Below are 22,776 nucleotides of genomic sequence, written 5' to 3'. Positions count from 1 at the left end.
TTATATGACCGATAAACGTTTAAGTGATGGCCCAGATTGGACATTTGATTTATTACAGCAATACCAAGACGAAATAGCGCGCGTAGCAGAACATTATCGCCTTGATACTTACCCAAATCAAATTGAGGTGATCACGGCTGAACAAATGATGGATGCCTACTCCAGTGTCGGTATGCCGATTGGTTATAGTCATTGGTCTTACGGTAAAAAGTTTATTCAAACGGAACAAAACTACAAGCGTGGGCAAATGGGCTTAGCATACGAAATTGTTATTAATTCTGATCCCTGTATTGCCTACTTAATGGAAGAAAACACCCTGCCAATGCAAGCACTCGTAATGGCACATGCTTGCTACGGCCATAATTCCTTTTTTAAAGGTAATTACTTATTTAAAACATGGACCGATGCCAGCTCAATTATTGATTACTTACTGTTTGCAAAAAACTATATTGCACGCTGCGAAGAAAAGTATGGCATTGACGATGTTGAAAACCTGATTGACTCATGCCATGCGCTAATGAATTATGGTGTGGATCGCTACAAACGCCCGCAGCAAATCTCTTTATTTGAAGAGCAAAAGCGCCAGCAAGAACGTGAAGATTACCTGCAATCACAAGTAAATGAGCTTTGGCGTACTATTCCATCTCATCAGCAAGAGAAAAAGCCGCACGAACGTCATTTCCCGCGCGAACCACAAGAGAACATTTTGTACTTTATTGAAAAAAATGCCCCACTATTGGAGTCTTGGCAACGAGAAGTTATTAGAATAGTCCGTAAAATCTCTCAGTATTTTTACCCGCAAAAACAAACGCAAGTTATGAATGAAGGCTGGGCCACCTTTTGGCATTACACTATTTTGAACCATCTATACGATGAAGGTAAATTAACCGACTCGTTTATGCTGGAGTTTTTACAAAGCCACACCAATGTTGTTTATCAGCCACCATATAACAGCAATTACTATTCGGGGATCAACCCGTATGCATTAGGTTTTAATATGATGGTTGATATTCGTCGTATATGTGAAAACCCAACAGAGGAAGATAAACAGTGGTTTCCTGAATATGCTGGCAGTAACTGGCTAGATACGCTGCACTTTGCTATGGAAAACTTTAAAGATGAGAGCTTTATTAGCCAGTTTTTATCACCGAAACTGATCCGCGACTTTAAATTATTTACTATTATCGATCATGAAAAAGATCCTAATTTACACGTTGGCGCTATTCACGATGAAAGTGGTTATCACGCAGTACGCGAGGCACTCTCAGCGCAATATAATTTAAGTAATCACGAACCTAATATTCAAGTTTACGATGTGGATATTAGAGGGGATCGTTCTTTAACTCTACGTTATGTACCTCATCAAAATATCCCGCTTGCTAAATCCCATGACGAGGTATTAAAACACCTCTATAGGCTATGGGGCTTTAAAGTGAAACTTGAGCAGGAGTCTATGTCAGGGGAAGTAAGTACGGTGGCGCAATGCCCATCTGATGACTCTCGCCATACAACAGAATAATTGAACAATAAAAAATGACGCCATAGCGTCATTTTCTTAACCATTACTTTTACTCGCTTTTATTAGCTTTGTGGAATATCACTAAAAGCTGAAACAAGGTTTCTGCCATTTTCTTTTGAATGGTAAAGCGCTTTATCGGCGGCCTCTATCCACTTTTCGTGACGTTCAAAACTACTATCAAAACATGCAAAACCTACACTGACTGTCATCGTGACTTGCTGTCCATCAAAAAATATCGATGAGTTTTCAATAACACTTCTTAAGCGCTCTGCAAATATCTGTGCACCTTTTTTATCCGTATCAAGTAATGTTACTGCGAACTCCTCGCCACCATAACGCCCTGCTACGTCAGTTTCACGTAACGTTTTACGAAGTAAGTCGGCAATGTTACGCAGTGCTTCATCACCACAACGGTGTCCATGTTCATCGTTTATCTTTTTAAAGTGGTCAATATCAAACATTAGCAACGTACTACAGCCACCACTTCGTTTTATTCGTAAAAACTCTTGGCGTAAAGTATTTTCCCAGTGACCGCGATTAGCAAGCTGGGTTAATGCATCAGTTTGACTTATTAGTTCAAGTTTGCGGTTAACGGCTTCTAACTCTTTTTTATTGACGGCTTCATCAGTAACATCATAAATAATAATGCAAATATGACCAACTTCGCCCATCGTATTAGAAAGCGGAATAAACGTGGCATTTTGATACATGTGATCAGCTTTGCCTGTTATTGGCCGATAATTTTTAAACTTAAAAATATAAGGCTGCTGTTCCCAAATGGTAAATGAGCGATTTTTCAAAATGAAAACTGATTCAGACTTACTACGAAACCACTTTTCATCTATTGATGGGAACAAATCAAATAGATCTTTGTCTTTCACTGCACTTGGTAGCAAACCTGAATGGTTTTCCATAAAACCATTCCAAATACACACTTTGTAGTCACGATCTAACACCACTAAACCAACATCAACGGTATTAAACATATCCATTAACCAATGGATTTCATTCATATTAAAATCTGCTGCAGGCATAATGTTAGTCTTCTAGTAGGTAAGCAACTTTGTATTTCAAAGTTTTCATTGAATCTTCGGTAAATAACAGCATTAAATCGCAGTTAATATTATGGTTTTCGATACCGTAACTAATTTCTATAGCTAACGTACGCTGCCAACGAGACTTGTTAGCCTTTACTAGATCAGATACATCGCAATGCTGCCCTAGTACGACCGGGTGACCTTGGCTAAAGGTCATATCAAGTTGTCTGGATAAACCTGTTAAAATCGCTCCAATTAGTATGTTACTAATGTCCATGAGCAATTCTAATTCAACTTTATTGTTAAGCTCGCCTTCGTAGTTCATCAACGATGCTATTTCTTTAAAACTTGAGTCGTTGAGCAGTAGCAGCGCTTCTCCCGAAACCCCTCCACCAATAAAGCCTTGGCATACACCAGATGTAGATGAATTTGCGTCAATTGAACGCAGCGCCATGTCTAACTCATTTACTTCAAGGATATTTACATTCGGAATCGGTAGCTCAACAAACACATTAAGCAGTCGTGCTAATAAATCCCCTGCTTGCCCCATTGCTACGTTTGTTAACTCTTGATAAATGTCTCTTACATCGGGGTCAACTTGCTCACCCAATTTATGAGAGAGCCTTTCACGCATGGCTTTATCTTTAATGCCATGATGCTCGATAATATCTGCAAGCTTTTGGGCATCACATGGCTTTTGAATAAAATCGATTGCACCAAGATCAATGACACGCTGATGGGCACTTGGTTGAATATCGCCAGAGACGACAACAGTAAGAACTTGAAACTGTAATTCCTCAATGGCTTGCAGTACTTCATAGCCATCCATTTGCGGCATATTAAGATCTAAAAATAATATCTCAGGACGAATTGCTTTTAATTGCTCGATACAATGAACGCCATCTTCAGCAAATTCTATTTTTATATCCCAATCATCGGGTAACGAACGCGCTAACTGACGGCGCGCAAGTTTTGAATCATCACAAATTAGTACCGATGTTGACATATTTTCTCTCTGATAGTGTTTATTTATAGCAACCACTTTTTAGTTACAATACATTTATTATTATTGATCATTGAATAAACATTTATTACTGTATTATGTTAATCAATGTAACACCTATTTACAATTTTAAATTTCACTAAAACCTTGGTGTGCACCAATGATTATAATACACTCTGGCTAATTGCGTTAATTCTAAAGGAAATACCTTATGCTTCGTTCTATCAGTTTTGCCTTGAGTGCTTTTTGCTCTGTTGCTTTCGCGACTGAAATTCCAGAAAACACGTTAGATGCAGGTAAAGTCACCGCACAATCAAAACCCATAACGTTGTTAGGCCAAGGAGTGAAATTAAATGAACAAGCGCCCGATTTTAAAGTAGTTGACGGTTCTTTCACACCGGTCACTTTAGCAAATTACCAAGGACAAGCTGTTTTAATTAGCGTGGTTCCAAGTCTGGATACAGGTGTATGTAGTATTCAAACAAAGCATTTTAACGAAAAAGTAGCTGCACAATTTCCCAATATTGCCATGCTGACTATCAGTGCTGATTTACCCTTTGCACAGGCGCGTTTTTGTAAGGCTGAAAACATCGATAAAGTAGTCACTTTATCTGACTCTGTTTGGCGTAACTTTGGCCAAAATTATGGCCTAGTGATCAAAGATATGGGGTTATTAACCCGCGCTGTTTTCGTGCTTGATGAAAATCATAAGGTTGTTTATAAACAATTAGTGGCTGATCTATCAACAGAGCCTAAGTATGAGCCTGTCCTTAGTGCTTTAAAGTCACTCTGATTTATTATTAATACGATAATAAAAAACCGCCAATTGGCGGTTTTTTTAGATTATTAGCTTATTAACCTAATAATTCAGCTAACTGTTGATTAACCGCTTCAACAGCTTGTGTTCCGTCTAAACGGTGGTACTGAGTGTTACCCGCTTTCGCTTCAGCTTGATAGTAATCAACCAATGGCATTGTTTGCTCATGGTAGATACCTAAACGTTTACGGACTGTTTCTTCAGTATCGTCAGCGCGGATGATAAGATCTTCACCGCTTACGTCATCTTTGCCTTCAACTTTTGGTGGGTTATACACAACATGGTATACACGACCAGAACCTGGGTGAACGCGACGTCCGCCCATACGATCAACAATGATCTCATCTGCAACGTCAAATTCAATAACGTGGTCAACGACAACACCATTTTCTTTCATTGCATCAGCTTGTGGAATTGTGCGCGGGAAGCCGTCAAGTAGGAAACCTTTTTCACAATCCGCTTTAGTAATACGTTCTTTAACAAGACCAATGATGATGTCATCAGAAATTAGCTGACCTGCATCCATTACTTTTTTAGCTTCTAAACCCAGTGGTGTGCCTTCTTTAATTGCTGCACGTAACATATCACCAGTAGAAATTTGTGGAATACCGTACTTGTCCATCAAAAACTGAGCTTGAGTGCCTTTACCTGCACCCGGCGCGCCCAAAAGAATAATGCGCATATCATTGTCCTCGTTTGATACTGATTTTACTTATCTTGCATCAGTATGATTTATTATAAAGCCTGAATTCTTCCATAAGCGCCTGCGATACTCAAGCAACTTATACCAATTGACTACACACACACCATAAAAAAAGGGAACCGAGGTTCCCTTTTCATTAAAATGTTATTTTTTGAGCAATTACTTGCTTAAATCAAGCATTAGTTTGTTTAAACGTGTCACAAACCCAGCTGGGTCTTTTAACGTGCCACGCTCTGCAAGTAGAGCTTGATCAAGAAGTACATGTGACCACTGAGCAAATTTCTCTTCGTCTTGTTCAACATTTAAATGTTTAACAAGTTGGTGCTCTGGGTTTAGTTCAAAAATAGGCTTTGCTTCTGGTGCTGCTTGCCCTACAGACTCCATAAGCTTTTGCATTTGTGAGCTCATGTCATTATCATCTGCAACCACACAGGCTGGTGAATCAGTTAAACGATGTGTAAAGCGTACATCTTTTACTGTATCGCCTAAGGCTGTTTTGATTCGCTCAACAAGTCCTTCAACTTCTTTTTCAGATTCTTCTTGCGCTTTTTTGGTCTCTTCATCATCTAGGTTACCTAAATCTAGGTCACCACGTGTGATTGATTTAAATGGTTTATCAGCAAACTCTGTTAAGTGGCTCATCATCCATTCATCAACACGGTCGCTTAGCAATAATACTTCGATACCTTTCTTACGGAAGATCTCTAAATGCGGTGAACTTTTTGCTGTGGTAAATGAATCAGCCACAACATAGTAAATTGCATCTTGACCTTCATTCATACGCTCAATGTATTGCTCAAGTGACGCATTCTGTGTGCTTTCATCTGTATGCGTTGATGCAAAGCGTAATAGTTTAGCAATCGCTTCTTTATTAGCTGCGTCTTCCGCTGGGCCTTCTTTGATCACTTGACCAAATTCATTCCAAAATACTTGGTAATCATCGGCTTTGTTTTTAGCCATGCGCTCAAGCATTTTTAAAATACGTGATGTACAGCCCTTACGAATTGCTTGCGTTACTTTGTTATCTTGTAAAATTTCACGTGATACATTCAATGGTAAATCATTTGAATCAAGTAAACCTTTAACAAAGCGTAAGTAACTTGGCATAAACTGTTCTGCGTCATCCATTACAAATACGCGTTGTACATAAAGCTTTAAACCACTTTGGCGTTCACGGTTCCATAAATCAAATGGGGCCTTCTTAGGGATATAAAGTAGGCTTGTATATTCAGTTTTACCTTCTACTTTATTATGTCCCCAGCTAAGCGGCTCTTCCCAGTCATGGCTTACATGCTTATAAAATTCTTTGTACTCTTCATCAGAAAGCTCTGATTTATCGCGAGTCCAAAGTGCAGTCGCGCGGTTAATGCTTTCCCACTCACCTGGTACTGCTGGTGTTTTTTCGCCATCTTCACCTTCAGACTCAGGTACTTCTGCTTTGTACATTTGTACAGGTGTAGAAATATGATCTGAGTATTTAGTCACGATGCTACGCAGACGCCAATCATCAGCAAACTCTGTTTCATCTTCACGAAGGTGTAAAATGATGTCTGTTCCGCGGCCTTCTTTTTCAATTTCTTGTAATGTGTATTCGCCTTCGCCTTGCGACTGCCATTCAACACCGGCTGCTTCACCAGCTTTGCGAGTGCGAACAGTAACTAAGTCTGCAACAATAAATGCTGAGTAAAAACCAACACCAAATTGGCCAATTAACTGTGAGTCTTTACCTTGATCACCTGTTAAGTTTTTAAAAAACTCAGCTGTGCCTGATTTAGCAATTGTGCCTAAAGAGCTGATCACTTCATCGCGTGTCATACCAATGCCGTTATCAGAAATAGTGACCGTATTGGCTTCTTTGTCTGCACTGATACGTACTCTAAGATCAGCATCACCTTGGTAAAGCTCACCGTTTGAAAGTGCTAAAAAGCGTAATTTATCTGCCGCATCTGAGGCATTTGACACAAGCTCACGTAAAAATATTTCTTTATTTGAATAAAGTGAGTGGATCATCAGGTTTAATAGTTGTTTAACTTCCGTTTGAAAGCCTAATGTTTCTTTTTGTGCTGCAGTCATTGTGTTTCTCCAATTAGCAAAGTCTCTGCGTTATGCACTTAATATGGGGCGCGGTTCGTTAACTTCAAGGGGAAATATAAAAAAGGCAAACGAAATAATTATTTAAACTGAGTAAATAGGCTATTAACATTTAAACTTAACGCTTAAAATAAACATGGCGAATGGCCGTGGATCTGCTCGCCACTTTTTGGATGCTGAAAAAATAAGTCACTGGCGTGTAAAAGCAACCGTGCTGCCATTGCTTCGCTCGTTTCATTTTTATATAGATCACAACCCAAAATAGGGTGACCCATCTCTTTACTGTGGATCCTAAGTTGATGAGTACGCCCTGTCATAGGCATATACTGCACTAAACTTCGCTTTGGTTGGTCAATACGCTTTAATACCTTGTAGTCACTTACTGCGGTTTTGCCTGTAATCTCACAAATTTTAACTAAAGGGAAAAGTAACGTGTCTTTCGCTATCGGTGCGATAACCTGCCCTTCATCTTTCACAACCCACCCTTGTAACATCGCTATATAGTGTTTTGTAATCGCTCGGTTCTGAAATTGCTTATTAAGCTGCTTTGATGATTCAGCATTTAGCCCCACGACCATAATACCTGATGTGCCATAATCTAATCGATGCGGTAATTTGGCTTCAGGGAAAGGCGGACTAACTCCTGCTTGCCCATTTACTAATCGATAATGTACCGAGTCCCAATTAAGTGGATTTCTACCCGACAAGCTCAATAAACCACTGGGTTTGTTGATTAATAAAATATCTTCATCCTGATAGAGTATGTCTAAAAAGCCGGTGCATATTGGGGCGACAAAATCATCAACTATGCTGGGAGTTATTACGTGCTGTTCAGGCATTTATATTCCTGCTAATACCAATTTTATTAAAAACATATTTATGTGAGTTTTGCTAAAAGCCATTAAAAAGCCTGCATAACTAAGTTAATGCAGGCTTTTTCTTTCAAAGTGTTTAATTACGCTAACAGTTAATTTTCGGTAACTGCCCTGCGACCACTAAACGCATGCATTAATGTCATGCCATCGAGTAAGTCAAGCTCACCACCGACAGGTATACCATGAGCAATACGCGAAGCCTCTACTTTATAACGATGACAAAGCTGCGCAATATAATGCGCAGTGGTTTCACCTTCGACCGTTGGATTGGTGGCTAAAATCACTTCGTTAATACCGCCTTGCTGTAGCTTTTTCTCAAGGGTATCTAAGCCTATTTCGTTAGGACCAATACCATCAATAGGTGATAAATGCCCCATCAAAACAAAGTATAAACCTTGATACTGCCCTGTTTGTTCAATAGCCAAGACATCAGTAGGCGATTCAACAACACATAAAACACCACTGTCTTGGCGCTTTATGCTTAAACAAATATCACAGTGTGGCTGCTCTGCAAATGTACGACACGATTGACAATGACCAATTGCAGTCATCGCTTTTGTTAATGCATTACCCAGCTGGCTCCCACCTTTACGGTCGCGCTCAAGTAAATGAAATGCAATACGTTGCGCTGATTTTGGGCCAATGCCCGGTAAGCAGCGTAATGCTTCTATTAACTGACTTAAACTCTCTGAAAGTTGCATATTTTAACTTAAAACGGCATTTTCATGCCTGGTGGTAATTGCATACCGCCAGTAACTTTGCCCATACGCTCTTGTGTTTCATCAGCTACACGGCGTACTGCGTCATTACATGCTGCTGCAAGTAAGTCTTCAATCATGTCTTTATCATCTTCCATTAAACTTTCATCAAGCTCAACGCGGCGAACATTATGATTACCAAGCATCGTTACTTTAACAAGACCTGCACCTGCTTCACCAACAACTTCCATCGTTGCGATTTCGTCTTGGGCTTTTTGCATGCGCTCTTGCATTTGTTGCGCTTGCTTCATCATGTTACCCATTCCACCTTTAAACATAACTCTCTCTCTTTATATAATCTTTAATTGGCATGAAGATAAGGGCTATTGCAAAAAATTACAATGCCTGAATACTGTTTTCGTCGATTATTGCAGAAAATACCTGCTGTAATTGCACGATATTTTCATCGCTGTTGATCACATCAATCGCCTGCTGGTGACGCCCCGCATCTATTTTTTGCTGGATTAAATAAGGGGAATCAATCACCCCGACTTCAAAGTTAATGCTTAATTCAACATTATGCTCATAAATACTGGCCAGTGCTGCCGTTAATTTTTGTCTCAGCATAGGTGTATCAAGGTGTTTTTGCGATGCGTCAACTTCTAAATGTAATTGTTGCTGCTGTTTTGAATAAATTGAGTGCAGTGCAAATTGGCGCATCCGCCCGCCAAGCCCCATTCGCTTAATTAAATAAGCCCATTCATCTTGTTGATGCGCAAAACGGATATCGCTGATCGGGCTTTGAAAATCATCGGGCACTTGAATGTTTATTTCTGGCTCAGGTGCAGCCACCATTTTTTGTGGATTAATTTGCTCTAGTAACTCTGGCGCTAAATTTTCAGTAATTGTTTGATGTTTTTCTTTAAAGTCAGGTTTTATAATTTTATTTGGTGCAATGTTTGCCGTGTAGCCGTTAGCCTCAGCTTGGCTAGTTGTCCCCGCTATTTGGGGTTGGGACTTTTTTACCGGTGTACTGCGCTCAACCGCCGGTATCGTCGTCGTTACCGGCTCTGCTGATACTTTGCCACCAGAAAGCGTGCCTGCACCCGAAATATTTCTATCACGTAAAATACGTGCGATTGCAGACTGCGCTTGTGCTTCTTTTTGACTAATATCTGTGGTAGCGGAATAGTCAGAAAGTGAATTATTACTTGGTACAACCGCCGCGTTTCCAATTGGTTCAATGCTATGCTGATGGTCACTAATATTTTGTTTTTGAGCATGGTTAGTATCGCCATCAAAGCCTTGATCCACAGCGTTACTCATCACATCATCATATTGTGATGCTAATTGTTGCTCAAGCTCAGTTTCTGGATCAGCTGCAGCTACATGAGCAGGTGCTATATCAACTGGCGCAGTTGGCTCTTGCTCCATCGCCACTGTGTTGTGGGGAACTGCGGCCGGTTTTTTCTCTGATGCGGTGGCCGCTGATGTAGTAGCTGATGTTCCCGCTGGCAATCTAACTTGATCGTCATTACGCTCTGATGGTGCTTGCTTGTTTTTATTTAGAATGTCTCTGAGCGAGCCTGCTCGAGAACGTTTTTCATCCGCTGATGATCCAGCCGATACTGTGTTGGCAACTATTTGGTTATCAATTGGTTGAAATGCTAATAAACGCAGCATAATCATCTCAAAGCCTAAACGCGGCTCTGGCGCCCATTGGAGATCTTTTTTACCATTGAGCAGTAATTGATAATAAATTTGAATTTGCTGTGAGTCACAACTCAACGCTACTTCGCTAATAAATTCACGATTATATTCATCTAATTTTGCAGCGTCTGGGACTAATTGCGTCAATTGCGCTAGATGCGTCAGACCAATTAAATCATCTAAAAGGGCTATATAATTTGGGTTTTGAGTGGCAATCTGCTCTATTTGCGCCATCAATGCAGCGCCATCTTGCGCCAATAATGCCACTAGCAAGTGCTGGCTATAATGGTTGTCCATCAACCCTAACATTGCTTGTACCGCTTGATGCTTAATATCACCATTGGTTTGGGCAATGGCTTGATCAGTTAAACTCAATGCATCACGCATACTGCCATCAGCAGCTTTAGCGATAATTTGCAGTGCTTGGGTTTCAAAACTTAACTGTTCTTCGCCTAATACATATTCAAGTTGCTGGAGTATTTCGGGTTGCGATAACGCATTAAGATTAAACTGCAAACAGCGAGATAAAATGGTAACCGGTAGTTTTTGTGGATCGGTAGTCGCCAATAAAAACTTAACGTGTTCAGGTGGCTCTTCCAAGGTTTTTAATAATGCATTAAAACTGTGCTTTGAGAGCATGTGTACTTCATCGATCAGGTACACTTTGTAACGGCCACGCGTTGGCGCATATTGTACATTATCGAGAATTTCTCGAGTATCTTCCACTTTGGTCCGAGATGCCGCATCTATTTCAAGTAAATCAATATAACGACCCGTTTCAATATCGACACAACTACTGCACTTTCCACAAGGCTCAGCCGAAATGCCTTCATCACAATTTAAGCTTTTTGCAAAAATACGTGCGATGGTGGTTTTACCCACCCCGCGTGTCCCAGTGAACAAATAAGCGTGATGCAGTCTATTTTGCGTCAAAGCATTTACCAATGCTTGTTTCACATGGGACTGACCGACCAATTCATGAAAGGTCTGTGGACGCCATTTTCTCGCTAGGACTTGATAACTCATTAATTACTCGCCTTCGAATTCAACCAATTTTAGGATTTTAATGCCCATTTTTGCAATACGTTGCTCGCCACCTAGTTCAGGTAAAGAGACTACAAATGCCGCATCTGTGGCATGGCCACCAAGCTTGTGAACTAACTTAGCCGTTGCTTCAATCGTACCACCAGTCGCTAATAAGTCATCCACTAATAATACTTTGTCGCCAGGGACAATAGCATCCGTATGTAGCTCTAATACATCTTCACCATACTCTAGTTGATAATCTTGCGAGATCACTTCGCGCGGTAGTTTACCTGGTTTACGAACTGGAATGAAAGGGATACCTAGTGCATATGAAAGTGGCGCACCAAAAATAAAGCCACGTGATTCAGTACCAATGATCTTTGTGAAGCCTTGATCTTTATAAGCAGTTATAAATGCATTAATCGTCGCTTGAAACGCGGCAGGGTCAGCCATCAACGTAGTTACATCACGGAACATAATGCCCGCTTTTGGGTAATCTGCAATGGTGGTAATGCTGTCTTTAATAATAGATGGAGTTGTCATAATTTTAGCTGTCATACATGTAATATTACAAAGCAGGTAATTATATACCCAAGCCACCCCAAGAAGCGAGTTTCAGTAGGAATAAAACGTGATTTATAAAAACCACAGGAGGCAATTTAGAATATCTGTTAATGTACGAGGCGTGTGGTATAAGTAAAGTGTTGGTAAGGAGTTAAAATGATAAGACTGCACAAAATACAGCCTTAGTATAATTTACTAGGGTAAATTAAGACACGGTTGTGATCCAACCTAATATTGCATTTAAACACCCAACTACTGCAAATATAGCTAAAAACGCAATAAAATACATAGCGTTAAATGGGTCTTTAAAATCTTTATCTTCTGACATGGGGACTACCTTTATTAAGCGCGACAAATAAAGCGCATATGATAGTCGATGTAAAAAAATCAATAAAGCGTTTAACCTTGATTTTTTGTCACGATCACACCACGTTCAACCATCGCGGTTAATGTCTGGGTAGCCCCTTGCAATAATTGCTCTTCTGTAAATTGCGGTGCGTGCTGAGCGACTTGCTCAATAACCGTAGCTAAATAAATTCCTGATGTTGACTCTATTATAGATAAGAGTAATGCTGTCATTGCATTGGTAGCTATAAACTGCACTTCATCTTCAGTATCACGATATACAACAAAGTAATGCGGCTGTTGCGATGGTTCTGAAGGTTGAAATTCGCTAGTAATGTGTTGCACTGGGTATTGATAACTTAAATTTCGGGCACAGCTACTAAGGTAAAGCGGTGTGTTACTTAGCTGTGTGGTGATAATTCGTTCCATAATGTCTAGCTGTGTAATCGATACATCAAGTTCTATCCATTCATAATGCGCAAGTTCAAGCATAAAAGCGGGATCACTTTCTAGCATTTTATAGTCGCTACTTAAATAATGAATAAACTCTCCCGCAATATCCAAAAAATAAGGGGATTGGCAATCGTGCTCAGCAAAAAAACAGCGAACTAACTGTAACCAGTCATCATCACTGTAGAGTGTTTTCAGAACCGGGAAACCAGATGAAATAAAGCCATTTATATTATTAAAAAATAAGTCGCGATAGATAGCCATTCGGCGATCTTCAATACCGTTAGGCTTTGGGTGCAATTGTGGTTCACGAATATGCGCCATAAACGCGTGTTGCGTGTCAATAAAGTTCATATCAGGCACTTTCTTTACTCTGAGGTATAGCGTTCTTCGCTTGTAGACAATGAATTATATCCAGTTCTTTAACTAGATCGGGAATAGCAGGAATATTAAAGTCACGCTCTAATAAGGTAGGAAATACCCCGTGATATTTATAAGCGCTATCGAGTAGTTGCCATACAGGGTCTATTACATCTGCGCCGTGAGTATCAATAATTAAATCATCGGCTTCATTGTAATGTCCAGCAACATGGCCATAAGCAATACGCTCTGACGGTAAGTTTGCTAAGAAATGGTCGCCGTCATAGCCATGATTTATTGAATTTACATAAATGTTATTTACATCGAGTAATAACTTACAATCAGCTTGTTGTAATATCTCAGTGGTAAATGCAAGCTCGCTCATTTGTTGACCTGGAGCCGCATAATAGGACACATTTTCAATAGCAATTTGCTGCTCTAAAATATCCTGTACTTGCTTAATACGCGGTACAACATGTTTAATTGCTTCTTCAGTGAATGGGATGGGCATTAGATCATACATATGACCAGTACCAGAGCAATAACTAAGATGTTCACTAAAGCGCTTTATGTTATGTGTTTCAAAAAATACTTTTAACGATTTAATAAACGCAATATCTAACGGTTCAGGCGAGCCAATCGATAACGATAAACCATGACAGACAAAGTTATTTGTATCAGTAAGTGATTTAAATTGCTTGGCAAATCGCCCTCCGAGTTTTAGCCAATTTTCCGGAGCCACTTCCATAAAATCAATTTGCTTTGGTACCTGAATGAGTAATTCATCCAACATTTCTCGGCGTAAACCAAGCCCCACCATACCAAATTCATCTTTATTAGATATTCCCATAGATACTCCTTAATTTAAAAAGGCCCGCAAAGGCCTTTTTAATAGAATTAACTTAATGCTATTACAAAGTGATTAGTGGCTACCGCCACATTTACCTTCACCACATTTGCCTTCTTTTTTCGCTTTTGTGTCTTTTGCATCGCCGCCACATTTACCTTCGCCGCATTTGCCTTCTTTTTTCGCTTTTGCGTCTTTAGCATCGCCGCCACATTTACCTTCGCCGCATTTTCCTTCTTTTTTCGCTTTTGCGTCTTTAGCGTCGCCGCCACATTTACCTTCGCCGCACTTACCTTCTTTTTTCGCTTTTGCGTCTTTAGCATCACCGCCACATTTACCTTCGCCGCACTTGCCTTCTTTTTTCGCTTTGTCATCTTTAGTTTTAGCATCGCCACCGCATTTACCTTCGCCACATTTACCCTCTGTAGCATCAACTTGGTAGCCAGTTACCATTTGCTGAAATTCAAATGGGTTTGCATGAACATCAGCAGAAATAAAACTTGTGCTGCCTACAACTACCGCGCCTAATGTTAACGCAATTGAATTCTTTTTAATTGTATTCATTTTATGACTCTCTCTAAAACATAAAGGTTATACTAAGTAGACCTTGCTAAAAAAATAATATTTCATTCAATCACAACTTTTTATTAATTTTTTACCAGAGCCCTACAAAATACGCACAACAGAAGATAACTATGAGAGTAAAATAAGGATTTATCAAGGTTATATTTATATCCAAGCCACCAGAGAATTTAAGATCAAGGCGATTTATACTGCGTTATTGATTTTAACAATAGAGCAAACTATTACTTGCAACCAATGCCTTACCTAAATCACTTTTTACTCCAACTGAAACTGCATCTTGAGGTGGCTTAGGTATACAGGTAAACTACGCCTCCTTTTCAGTTGTATAAAGTTCCCCTATCATGAAATTAGTTTTAGCGCCTATGGAAGGGGTTGTCGATTTTAAAATGCGTCAACTGCTCACCGAAATTGGTGGCTTTGATCTATGCGTAACCGAATTTGTGCGCGTTATTGATGCCTGCCTGCCAGATAAAGTATTTCATCGCTATTGCCCTGAGCTTCATAATAATGGCTTAACTCGCTCAGGAACACCCGTGCGTATTCAATTACTTGGGCAAGTTGCGCACGCATTAGCTGCAAACGCAGTAAGAGCGATAGAACTTGGTTCACATGGTGTTGATCTAAACTTCGGTTGCCCTGCTAAAACGGTTAATAAGAGTAAAGGCGGCGCTGTACTGTTAAAAGATCCAGAGCATATGTATGAAATCATCAAAGCTGTACGTGATGCTGTGCCAAGCGAGCATCAAGTAACAGCTAAAATCAGATTAGGCTTTGATGATGATAGTAACAGTCAAGAAATTGTTGATGCTGTTGTCAGTGCTGGCGCTAGTAGCATTGCCATTCATGCCCGCACAAAACGTGATGGCTATAACCCACCCGCTTATTGGGAAAAAATTCCTCCATTAATCAAAGGTAAAGATATTGCTGTTGTAGCAAATGGTGAGATTTGGCAAGTAGAGGATGCCATACTATGCCAAAAGCGAAGTGGTTGTGCCGATTTAATGTTGGGTCGTGGTGCACTTTCGCATCCTGATTTAGCACGCAAAATTAAAGCTCATTTTAATGGCGAGCAATATGTCAGTCTTCAATGGGAACATGTGCTGTATCATCTAATTCATTCTGCTATACACCATGACCCAGCTAAAGATGAAAAGTATTTTGCTTCTCGTACTAAGCAGTGGTTGGGCTATTTAAAACGTCAATATAGCCAAGCTGATATTTTATTCGATGAGATCAGGCGTCTTAAAACAAAAGAAGACGTTGCCGATGTTTTGAAAAAATACGCTATTGCACCTTAATTTGACGCACATCATAGTGCGCTTTTTTTTATTGATGAATACTACAGCATTGCTCAATGGGGAAACTAATAATGATCAATGCTCAAAACCACCTGCTAATACTAAATGGCGAATTAAAGAAAGTAAGAACGTCTTTACTCTCAGCACTGTCGAACTCAAGTAACCTATTACACCATTCGCTCGTTGAAACATTAAAACAAAATAATCCAGAGCACTGGCTAGAATTAACTGATAGGCAGCTTGGGAATGAATATAGATCGCTTATTATTCGTCTAGAACAGCTAGAAGCCGCAGTCTGCCAAGTAGATATTGGGCAATATGGTTATTGCTGTGACTGTGAAGAAAAAATTGACTCGCAACGTTTAAATGCAGATCCAACAATTCAACGTTGTGCCAGCTGCGAGTCTAAGATAAAAAGTAATTAGTTCACGTTTACTTTTTATCTAAAAGAAATGAAAAGCTAAAGCTCGATCCAGGATAAAAAACAATGTCCTCAACCAAGTATTGAGCTTGCTGCGGTGTTAAGCTTAAGTGCTTAAGCAAGTTAACTTTGGCTTGTTGTGGTGTCCAAGCATGGTAGTGAATACCAACGTCGGTCTCCATCATCGCCAACCAAAATACTTGATCTGGTGCTGTTAGCTCTGATTTTTTACTTAACACAGCTTTAGTAAGGTCTTGATAATTTTGTGCCCAGTCAAAACCTATGCTCTCAATCGCGGTTGGTTTGAGCCACTGCTCTAATACTGAATACTGATGATCTAGCGCCAACGTCAATCCAAAACTTTCCCTTTGTCTTACTTTTAATTCAGACTGTACCGCTACCAACCAATTTAATGGAGGCTTAGTCATACCAGAAAAATAATTTAATTTACTTTGATACCATGGACCCCCATTCGCTAAGCCATGTAAACCTGCGCTTCCTCTAGGTATATAAGCTAATAAGTACTCATTAAAACCTTGTAATGCTAATTGTACATTTGAAGGTAAGCTGGGCCGATTTAAACTTACACTCACCTGCTGTTTTAACATACCCAATTCGATTGAATTTAGCTTTAGATTGCTTTCCTTGGCAAGTATCAACTGCTGTTGATTAAAATTAATCCAGCTTGCTATCTGCTGTGATATATCGAGCGTCTGATTATAGTTAAGCATATTTTCAAGCACAGGAATATGTGCTGGCCAGGGAAAATAGCGCTCAGGAAAACGCTCAGCAATAATTAAATAATCCAACAGCCTTTGCTCTGTTGGCTCTAAATCAAACGTATTAATTCCTTGATAAATTAAATGCCGTTTTTCTAAATAAGCGTTTGTGAATGGCCATTGCTCCTCACTCACTTGCTTAATTGATCCGTTAGTTTTTAGTAATTGGTTTAATGTTTGCAGGGTCTGTAAAGCATGATCTTTTGTTTGATACTGCGTGTGACTTTCACCACATCCACTTAATAAAAAACCGAGAAAGCACACCGTTAGTAAATGTTTTATCATGAGTATAATCCAATAAAAAAAGCCCCTATGGGGCTTTTTATAAATTGCTACAGCAAATTAAAGTTAAATCTTAACACCGTTGCGAGCGGCTTTATCTTTAATATAAGTTGACCAACCTTTTGCAAACTTACGTGTGCGAGGATCATCCATTGCTTTAACAATAGCAGCATAAGCTTGCTTATACTTTTCTTGATAGTAATAAGCTTCTGCTAAATCTGTATATATAGTTCCTTTCTTATCAGAACCTAATTCCAGAGCTTTGTTCAAACGAACAACGGCTGCACTATAGTTTTGCGACTGAAGCAATAATGAACCTGCTTTGCGGTAAAACTCAGCATCGTCATCAAATTTTGCCGCTTCTTCATAGTACTTAGCTGCTTTCTCTATTTCTTGAGAGCGATGGTAATTACTTGCCACTGCAGAGATATTTTGTTTTGTACGTTTAACTTTCTTCTCATTGATCGCATCTTCTAAAACTTTAGCAGCTTTAAAAGGTATTGCATTCAAAGAGTAGAAGTTAGACAAAACTTTATAATCAACTTCAGTTTCAAAGTAGCCATTATTAAATGCGACTTCCATCGTCGAAAGACCGGTTTTATAGTCTTCCGTCTGGAGGTAGTATTTACCTAAGCCTACCCATGCTTTTTTATCATCAGGCCAAACACGAACAATCTCTTCACCAACTTTAACCATATTTTTATAGTCTTTAAGTTCAAAATAAGAACCTAATTTTAATTGGTAAGGGCCTTTATTTGGCTCTTTTTGAAGTTTAATTGCCTTATCTGCCGGTTCAAAAACATCTTTGAATTTTCCTAGCTGATGATTCGCTTGGGCGATGCGTGTGTAAACAGTTGCATCTTCTTGACCAGTAAAGTCCATCCACGCAACATACGCTTTTTTCGCTTTTTCATACTGCTCTGTGCCAGCTAACATATCACCTAATGTTTTTAAGCTTTGCTCATGATCAGCAAAGTTTAAAATATCAGGCGCAACAGCTAGTTCTAGGTATTTAATCGCAACTTTATACTGCTCTTTTTGCGCATACATACTACCTAAGTAGCGGTTAACTGTCGCTTTATCAAAGTCATCTGATGGCTCAAGCTCTTTAAGCATAGCAATTGCTTCATCAAGCTTTTCTTCGTTATAAAGCTCAAACGCTTTAATAACTTTCTTACCAACACGCTCTCCCATCACTCTAGTTTTTACTTTTTTACGCTCTTCTATCTTTGCGTAATCAGGCGCCGCTAAAGCAGGTGCAGTAAATACTGCACCTGAGAAAGACATAAGTACCGCAAGTGCTGTTACTTTAGATAAATTTCTCATACTTGCCTCCTTAATTGCCTTGGTTAAGTTTAAAGTCTAGCTGAACTTGTAAACCAACTTGTTTTTGTGGTTTTCCGTCAATAATCTTAGGACGGTACTTCCACTTACCAAGCGCACGTTTAGCTTCTCTATCAAAGATACGTTTAGGGTCTGCGTCGATAACATCGATGTCAGTCACTCCACCTAGCTCATCAATTGAGAATGAAAGTTGTACCCAACCTTCTTTACCATCACGTGCTGCTTGTGTTGGATATTTAGGTTCAATTCGAACGATAGGTGTCGCATCACCGTCACGTCCAAATGCACCTGGACCACTTAAACCACCTGCCGAACTTCCCACATCGATGCTGCCCATATTAAATGACATAGCACCCGGATTTGGGTTGTTGTTTTCCGGCTGTGGCGGCTGCGGTTTAGGCGGCTGCTTTGGCGGTGGTGGAGGCGGAGGCGGTACACGCTTCCTCTCTTGCACCTTAGATTCAGGCGGATTCGTCATAATTTCGACTATGATCTGCTCTTTTTGTTCCGTATTACGGTCAGCCCCACCAGAGATGAGGAAAGCCATGAAGTAGAACAAGCCGAAAGTAACTGCCCCACCTGCAATCAGTGAAAACAGAAAACGAATCATTACTGATCTCCAGCTATTGAAATTCTCAGGTTATCGCCCGTCGCTTTAATCTGGTCCATAACTTTAACCACTACGCCATGTTTTGCATCTTTGTCAGCTTGCAAAATTACAACTTCAGTAGGTTGTTCTGCTAATAAACTTTCAATTTTTGCTGAAACACGTTCAACATCAACTTGCTGTTTATCAATCCAGATTTCGCCGTTGTCACGAATAGCAATAAAAATGTTAGCATTTTTTTGCTTCGTAGCTTGGGCCGCTTTTGGTTTATTGACCTCGATACCAGCCTCTTTAACGAACGATGTAGTTACGATAAAGAAAATAAGCATGATAAATACGATGTCAAGCATCGGTGTCATATCGACCGTTGCATCTTCTTCTTCACGAAAACGTTGTTTACGTGCCATATTTAATTCTCTCTCTAGTGATGAGGCATACTATCAATAAGTTTGGCTTTCACCATTTTAGCTTTTGTCTCAAGACGTGAGCTAAAAAATACTCCAGATAGTGCCGCAACCATTCCAGCCATTGTTGGGATTGTTGCCATTGAAATACCTGATGCCATTAAACGTGCATTACCCGTACCTTGGCTTGCCATGGTTTCAAAAACCGCGATCATGCCTGTTACTGTACCAAGTAAGCCAATTAAAGGACAAACAGCTACCAATGTTTTAATCAACAACATACGCTGATCTAATTTTTCAGACGCTTCAGAAATCCATGCTTCACGGATTCTGTGTGCGTACCAAGACGTAGTGTCTTGGCGGGCATCCCACTTAGCTATAATTCCCTTCGATAAACGAGGAAACTCTGCAAGTAAGAACCAATAGCGCTCAATCATTAAAACCCACATAAGAAAGAGTGCTATCGCGACCACGTATAAAACCTGGCCGCCTGTGCCAACAAAATCCCTGATAGATTCCCAGATTTCCATCAGGACTAGCATTAGGCTTTCTCCTTCTCCGCGTGAGTAGCGATGATACCTGCGCTTTGCTCATCAAGGATGTGTAATACCGACTTACTACGACCCGCAACAACAGCGTGAAGAAGAATAAGTGGTAGTGCAGCAATTAGACCTAGCGCAGTAGTTACAAGTGCTAGAGAGATGTTACCTGCCATGATCTTCGGATCACCTGTACCGAACAATGTGATTGTTTGGAACGTTAAGATCATACCGATTACCGTACCTAGTAGACCAAGTAGTGGCGCGATTGCAGCAAGGATTTTGATAATGTTGATACCAGCTTCAATGCGTGGCGTTTCACGAAGAATCGCTTCATCAAGCTTAAGCTCAAGGTTTTCAACGTCTTGATTCTTATTATCATGGTACACTTTAAGAATACGACCCAATGGGTTATTTGTATTCGGTGTAGCAAGATTTTTAAGCTGGCTGTTGATTTTGCTTTTTGTAAGCGTTAGGTCAACAAAACGAGCTAGGAAGATTAATAAACCTAAGCCTAACAACGCAGTGATGATGTAACCAACAACGTCACCTTGATGATAGTACTCTTCAAGTGTCGCTTTTTGTGTATTGATACGTAAGATCGCACCACGAGTTGGATCCACATAAACACCAGCAAAGTTATCAGATGAAGTATTTGCTAAATCATCAATACCTGCAAGGATAAAACCGTCTGGTTGCTTACCTAGTGGCTGAATCGATTTAGTTTCAGGTGAATAGATTAAGTATCCGTCATCTGTTACTAAGTTGAAGTTACCAATACGCGTTACTTTCTTGATAGATGCATTACCGTCAAGACCTGCAACTTCAGTTTCAAATGTTGAAACCTTCGCTGACTCAGTCATTTCAGTTTGTAAAGAAATCCAAAGCTCTTCAAGTTCACGAACTGTTGGTAATTCTTTAGCAGCAGCTAATGAACGTAAGATTTCAGCACGGCCTGGCTTTTCAGCAGATACAAGTGACGCTTCAATTGAACCGATTGCATCTTGAGCTGCACGACGTACAACACCAAACATCTCACCTAAAGTACCTTGTGCACTTTGTAGAGCTGCTGCTTTCTCATTCATTGTATTTTCGTTTTGTGCATATTCTTTAGTTAAACGAGTTCCACGCGACTTTTCAGACGCTAATTGGCTTTTCGCTTTATTAAGTAACGCTTGCTTGTCAGCACGAGCAGAAAGAAACTCTTGCTCACGTTGCTTATTGATTTTGCCTTCAGAGATACGCTCTTGTTTTACTTGCTCAAGAATTTTATCTAGAGCAGCAGAACTTGCATGTGCATTAAGCGCGGTACCTGCAGAAACAGACAGTACTGCTGCAACAGCAAAACCTTTAAATAGTTTCTTCATTATTGATTACTCCGCGCCAAAGATTGGTAGTTTAACAAGTTCTAATGTCGCTTGCTTACGCGCCATACGGATAACTTCTTTAACAGGTTTTAGGTATTCATCACCTAATTCTTTCCACTGCTTAGTGTTGTTATCCCAAACCCACGCGTGCTTAAGGTCAAACGATTGTGCAACATAAGTGATACGACCTAATTGGCCGAAATCAACATTTATGCTTTTGCCATCAACTTCTAAAGTACCTTGTGAAGCAGCAACTAAAGAGCTGTATGCAGCTTCAATAGTGTAGGCTTCTAATACTTGACGGAATTTCTCTGATGTAGTTACAGAAGAAGAAACCATTGTTTCACGTAATCTTTCAACACGCGCTAAACGATTGTCACTGTTAAACGGAACGTCCGCTTTGATGAATTGCTCGAGCGTATCGATCATGCGATACATCAAAGGCACAACGTTTTGTTTTGTGTTGTCGATAGTAGCGATTTGACGGTCAAACGATTCAATTTGTGCATTTTGGTCAGCGACCAAACGTGCAACGTGATCGTTGTATACTTTCAAAAGCTCAGTTTCATCAACAATGCTACGGTACTCAGCGATAAGCTCTTGAGTTTGACCGTATACGTTGTCAATTTTAGTTTGAGACTTAACCGCAGCCGTTTGAATTTTTAGACCTGCGTTTTGCACGTCCTTCAAAGGATCTGCAATCACATTGCTGCTTGCGAATGCAAATGCGCCAACCAACGCAGTTGCTACAAGACTCTTTCTGATTTTAACAGACATAGTTCCCAACCAATTAAGTAATGTTACTTTTATAATTTAATTATCCTCCGAAGAAGACAACCCTGATATCTTTTAATAGATATCAACCCTCCAATAATGCTAAATGCAATGCACGCTGTCAACTTGATGTTTGGAATTAACTAGAAATAAATCTTCAGAAGCAACATAAACTAAAATACAAAAAACAAAGGATTAACATAAATGCAACAGGTGGGTTTTTCGAAGGTCTATAAAAGCCGCTAACTAACGACGGTTTTTTTTTAAATAAATTAAAGACGCACATAAATGTAACATTTCATGTCAAAGCGAGGTTTAAAAAAAATATTTC

Annotated in this window: 24 protein-coding genes; 4 read left to right on the top strand and 20 right to left on the bottom strand. The window is 39.8% G+C overall.

The features are described from left to right. The first annotated feature begins 4 nt into the window (after window positions 1-4). A complete protein-coding gene (locus ADS77_RS14515) occupies window positions 5-1,519 on the top strand; it encodes a SpoVR family protein (protein WP_054205769.1) in 1,515 nt (504 codons plus the stop codon). Window positions 1,520-1,581: 62 nt separating this feature from the next. Here ADS77_RS14515 and ADS77_RS14510 read toward each other — a convergent pair whose 3' ends face one another. Both ADS77_RS14510 and ADS77_RS14505 read right to left on the bottom strand, forming a co-directional pair. Beyond that, window positions 1,582-2,553 carry a diguanylate cyclase gene (locus ADS77_RS14510; protein WP_054205768.1) on the bottom strand — a complete coding sequence of 324 codons (972 nt, stop codon included), beginning with the start codon at window positions 2,551-2,553 and terminating at the stop codon, window positions 1,582-1,584. A gap of 4 nt (window positions 2,554-2,557) precedes the next feature. Then, window positions 2,558-3,562: a response regulator gene (locus ADS77_RS14505; protein ID WP_054205767.1), complete on the bottom strand. Its 1,005-nt coding sequence runs from the start codon at window positions 3,560-3,562 to the stop codon at window positions 2,558-2,560. 208 nt (window positions 3,563-3,770) lie between these two features. Between ADS77_RS14505 and tpx the strand changes: the two genes are divergently transcribed. Beyond that, the gene (tpx, locus tag ADS77_RS14500; protein ID WP_054205766.1) at window positions 3,771-4,352 is read left to right on the top strand and encodes a thiol peroxidase; all 582 of its coding nucleotides are present in this window, start codon (window positions 3,771-3,773) and stop codon (window positions 4,350-4,352) included. 61 nt (window positions 4,353-4,413) lie between these two features. Here the strand turns inward: tpx and adk are convergent, their stop codons facing one another. The 11 genes from adk to ADS77_RS14450 all read right to left on the bottom strand — a co-directional run bounded on the left by adk (window position 4,414) and on the right by ADS77_RS14450 (window position 14,609). Next, window positions 4,414-5,058, bottom strand: coding sequence for an adenylate kinase (gene adk, locus ADS77_RS14495; protein WP_054205765.1), 645 nt, complete (start codon window positions 5,056-5,058; stop codon window positions 4,414-4,416). A gap of 180 nt (window positions 5,059-5,238) precedes the next feature. Continuing rightward, a complete protein-coding gene (gene htpG, locus ADS77_RS14490) occupies window positions 5,239-7,152 on the bottom strand; it encodes a molecular chaperone HtpG (protein ID WP_054205764.1) in 1,914 nt (637 codons plus the stop codon). A gap of 143 nt (window positions 7,153-7,295) precedes the next feature. Further along, on the bottom strand, window positions 7,296-8,009 hold the full coding sequence (locus tag ADS77_RS14485) for an RluA family pseudouridine synthase (protein ID WP_054455056.1): 714 nt from the start codon (window positions 8,007-8,009) through the stop codon (window positions 7,296-7,298). 128 nt (window positions 8,010-8,137) lie between these two features. Continuing rightward, window positions 8,138-8,746 carry a recombination mediator RecR gene (gene recR, locus ADS77_RS14480; protein WP_054205762.1) on the bottom strand — a complete coding sequence of 203 codons (609 nt, stop codon included), beginning with the start codon at window positions 8,744-8,746 and terminating at the stop codon, window positions 8,138-8,140. Window positions 8,747-8,754: 8 nt separating this feature from the next. Beyond that, window positions 8,755-9,081 (bottom strand): YbaB/EbfC family nucleoid-associated protein, encoded by a 327-nt coding sequence (locus ADS77_RS14475; protein WP_004588122.1) that lies wholly within the window; start codon window positions 9,079-9,081, stop codon window positions 8,755-8,757. A gap of 58 nt (window positions 9,082-9,139) precedes the next feature. Continuing rightward, the gene (gene dnaX / locus ADS77_RS14470; RefSeq protein WP_054455053.1) at window positions 9,140-11,479 is read right to left on the bottom strand and encodes a DNA polymerase III subunit gamma/tau; all 2,340 of its coding nucleotides are present in this window, start codon (window positions 11,477-11,479) and stop codon (window positions 9,140-9,142) included. Between the two features lie 3 nt (window positions 11,480-11,482). Further along, the gene (gene apt / locus ADS77_RS14465) at window positions 11,483-12,022 is read right to left on the bottom strand and encodes an adenine phosphoribosyltransferase (RefSeq protein WP_054205791.1); all 540 of its coding nucleotides are present in this window, start codon (window positions 12,020-12,022) and stop codon (window positions 11,483-11,485) included. A gap of 226 nt (window positions 12,023-12,248) precedes the next feature. Then, complete coding sequence (locus tag ADS77_RS22890; RefSeq protein ID WP_268794909.1) at window positions 12,249-12,371, bottom strand: hypothetical protein; 123 nt, start codon at window positions 12,369-12,371, stop codon at window positions 12,249-12,251. 71 nt (window positions 12,372-12,442) lie between these two features. Further along, window positions 12,443-13,192: a DUF2063 domain-containing protein gene (locus tag ADS77_RS14460; RefSeq protein ID WP_054455050.1), complete on the bottom strand. Its 750-nt coding sequence runs from the start codon at window positions 13,190-13,192 to the stop codon at window positions 12,443-12,445. Window position 13,193: 1 nt separating this feature from the next. Beyond that, complete coding sequence (locus ADS77_RS14455) at window positions 13,194-14,018, bottom strand: DUF692 domain-containing protein (protein ID WP_082355699.1); 825 nt, start codon at window positions 14,016-14,018, stop codon at window positions 13,194-13,196. 102 nt (window positions 14,019-14,120) lie between these two features. Then, window positions 14,121-14,609 (bottom strand): hypothetical protein, encoded by a 489-nt coding sequence (locus ADS77_RS14450; protein ID WP_054455047.1) that lies wholly within the window; start codon window positions 14,607-14,609, stop codon window positions 14,121-14,123. Between the two features lie 362 nt (window positions 14,610-14,971). Here ADS77_RS14450 and ADS77_RS14445 point away from each other — a divergent pair, with 362 nt between their 5' ends. Together ADS77_RS14445 and ADS77_RS14440 are read left to right on the top strand one after the other, a co-directional pair. Next, on the top strand, window positions 14,972-15,928 hold the full coding sequence (locus ADS77_RS14445; RefSeq protein WP_054205758.1) for a tRNA-dihydrouridine synthase: 957 nt from the start codon (window positions 14,972-14,974) through the stop codon (window positions 15,926-15,928). A 71-nt stretch (window positions 15,929-15,999) separates the two neighbouring features. Then, window positions 16,000-16,353 (top strand): TraR/DksA C4-type zinc finger protein, encoded by a 354-nt coding sequence (locus tag ADS77_RS14440; protein ID WP_054205757.1) that lies wholly within the window; start codon window positions 16,000-16,002, stop codon window positions 16,351-16,353. A 7-nt stretch (window positions 16,354-16,360) separates the two neighbouring features. Here the strand turns inward: ADS77_RS14440 and ADS77_RS14435 are convergent, their stop codons facing one another. From ADS77_RS14435 to ADS77_RS14405, 7 genes are all read right to left on the bottom strand, one after another. Further along, the gene (locus tag ADS77_RS14435) at window positions 16,361-17,413 is read right to left on the bottom strand and encodes a hypothetical protein (RefSeq protein ID WP_054205756.1); all 1,053 of its coding nucleotides are present in this window, start codon (window positions 17,411-17,413) and stop codon (window positions 16,361-16,363) included. Window positions 17,414-17,476: 63 nt separating this feature from the next. After that, window positions 17,477-18,736, bottom strand: coding sequence for a tetratricopeptide repeat protein (locus ADS77_RS14430; RefSeq protein WP_054205755.1), 1,260 nt, complete (start codon window positions 18,734-18,736; stop codon window positions 17,477-17,479). A gap of 10 nt (window positions 18,737-18,746) precedes the next feature. Continuing rightward, window positions 18,747-19,364 (bottom strand): energy transducer TonB, encoded by a 618-nt coding sequence (locus tag ADS77_RS14425; protein WP_054205754.1) that lies wholly within the window; start codon window positions 19,362-19,364, stop codon window positions 18,747-18,749. Continuing rightward, entirely contained in the window at window positions 19,364-19,768 is a 405-nt protein-coding gene (locus ADS77_RS14420) for an ExbD/TolR family protein (RefSeq protein ID WP_054205753.1), read from the bottom strand. Before ADS77_RS14420 ends, ADS77_RS14425 begins: the two co-directional genes overlap by 1 nt. Window positions 19,769-19,782: 14 nt before the next feature. Then, window positions 19,783-20,307: a MotA/TolQ/ExbB proton channel family protein gene (locus tag ADS77_RS14415; RefSeq protein WP_054205752.1), complete on the bottom strand. Its 525-nt coding sequence runs from the start codon at window positions 20,305-20,307 to the stop codon at window positions 19,783-19,785. Next, a complete protein-coding gene (locus ADS77_RS14410; RefSeq protein ID WP_054205751.1) occupies window positions 20,307-21,671 on the bottom strand; it encodes a MotA/TolQ/ExbB proton channel family protein in 1,365 nt (454 codons plus the stop codon). The genes ADS77_RS14415 and ADS77_RS14410 overlap by 1 nt, the downstream gene beginning before the upstream one ends. A gap of 6 nt (window positions 21,672-21,677) precedes the next feature. Next, entirely contained in the window at window positions 21,678-22,448 is a 771-nt protein-coding gene (locus tag ADS77_RS14405) for a DUF3450 domain-containing protein (RefSeq protein ID WP_054205750.1), read from the bottom strand. Between the last annotated feature and the right edge of the window lie 328 nt (window positions 22,449-22,776).

It is taken from the genome of Pseudoalteromonas porphyrae (assembly GCF_001298125.1).
Classification (GTDB): Bacteria; Pseudomonadota; Gammaproteobacteria; order Enterobacterales; family Alteromonadaceae; genus Pseudoalteromonas; species Pseudoalteromonas neustonica.
This window is presented reverse-complemented; position numbering and strand designations above follow the sequence as displayed.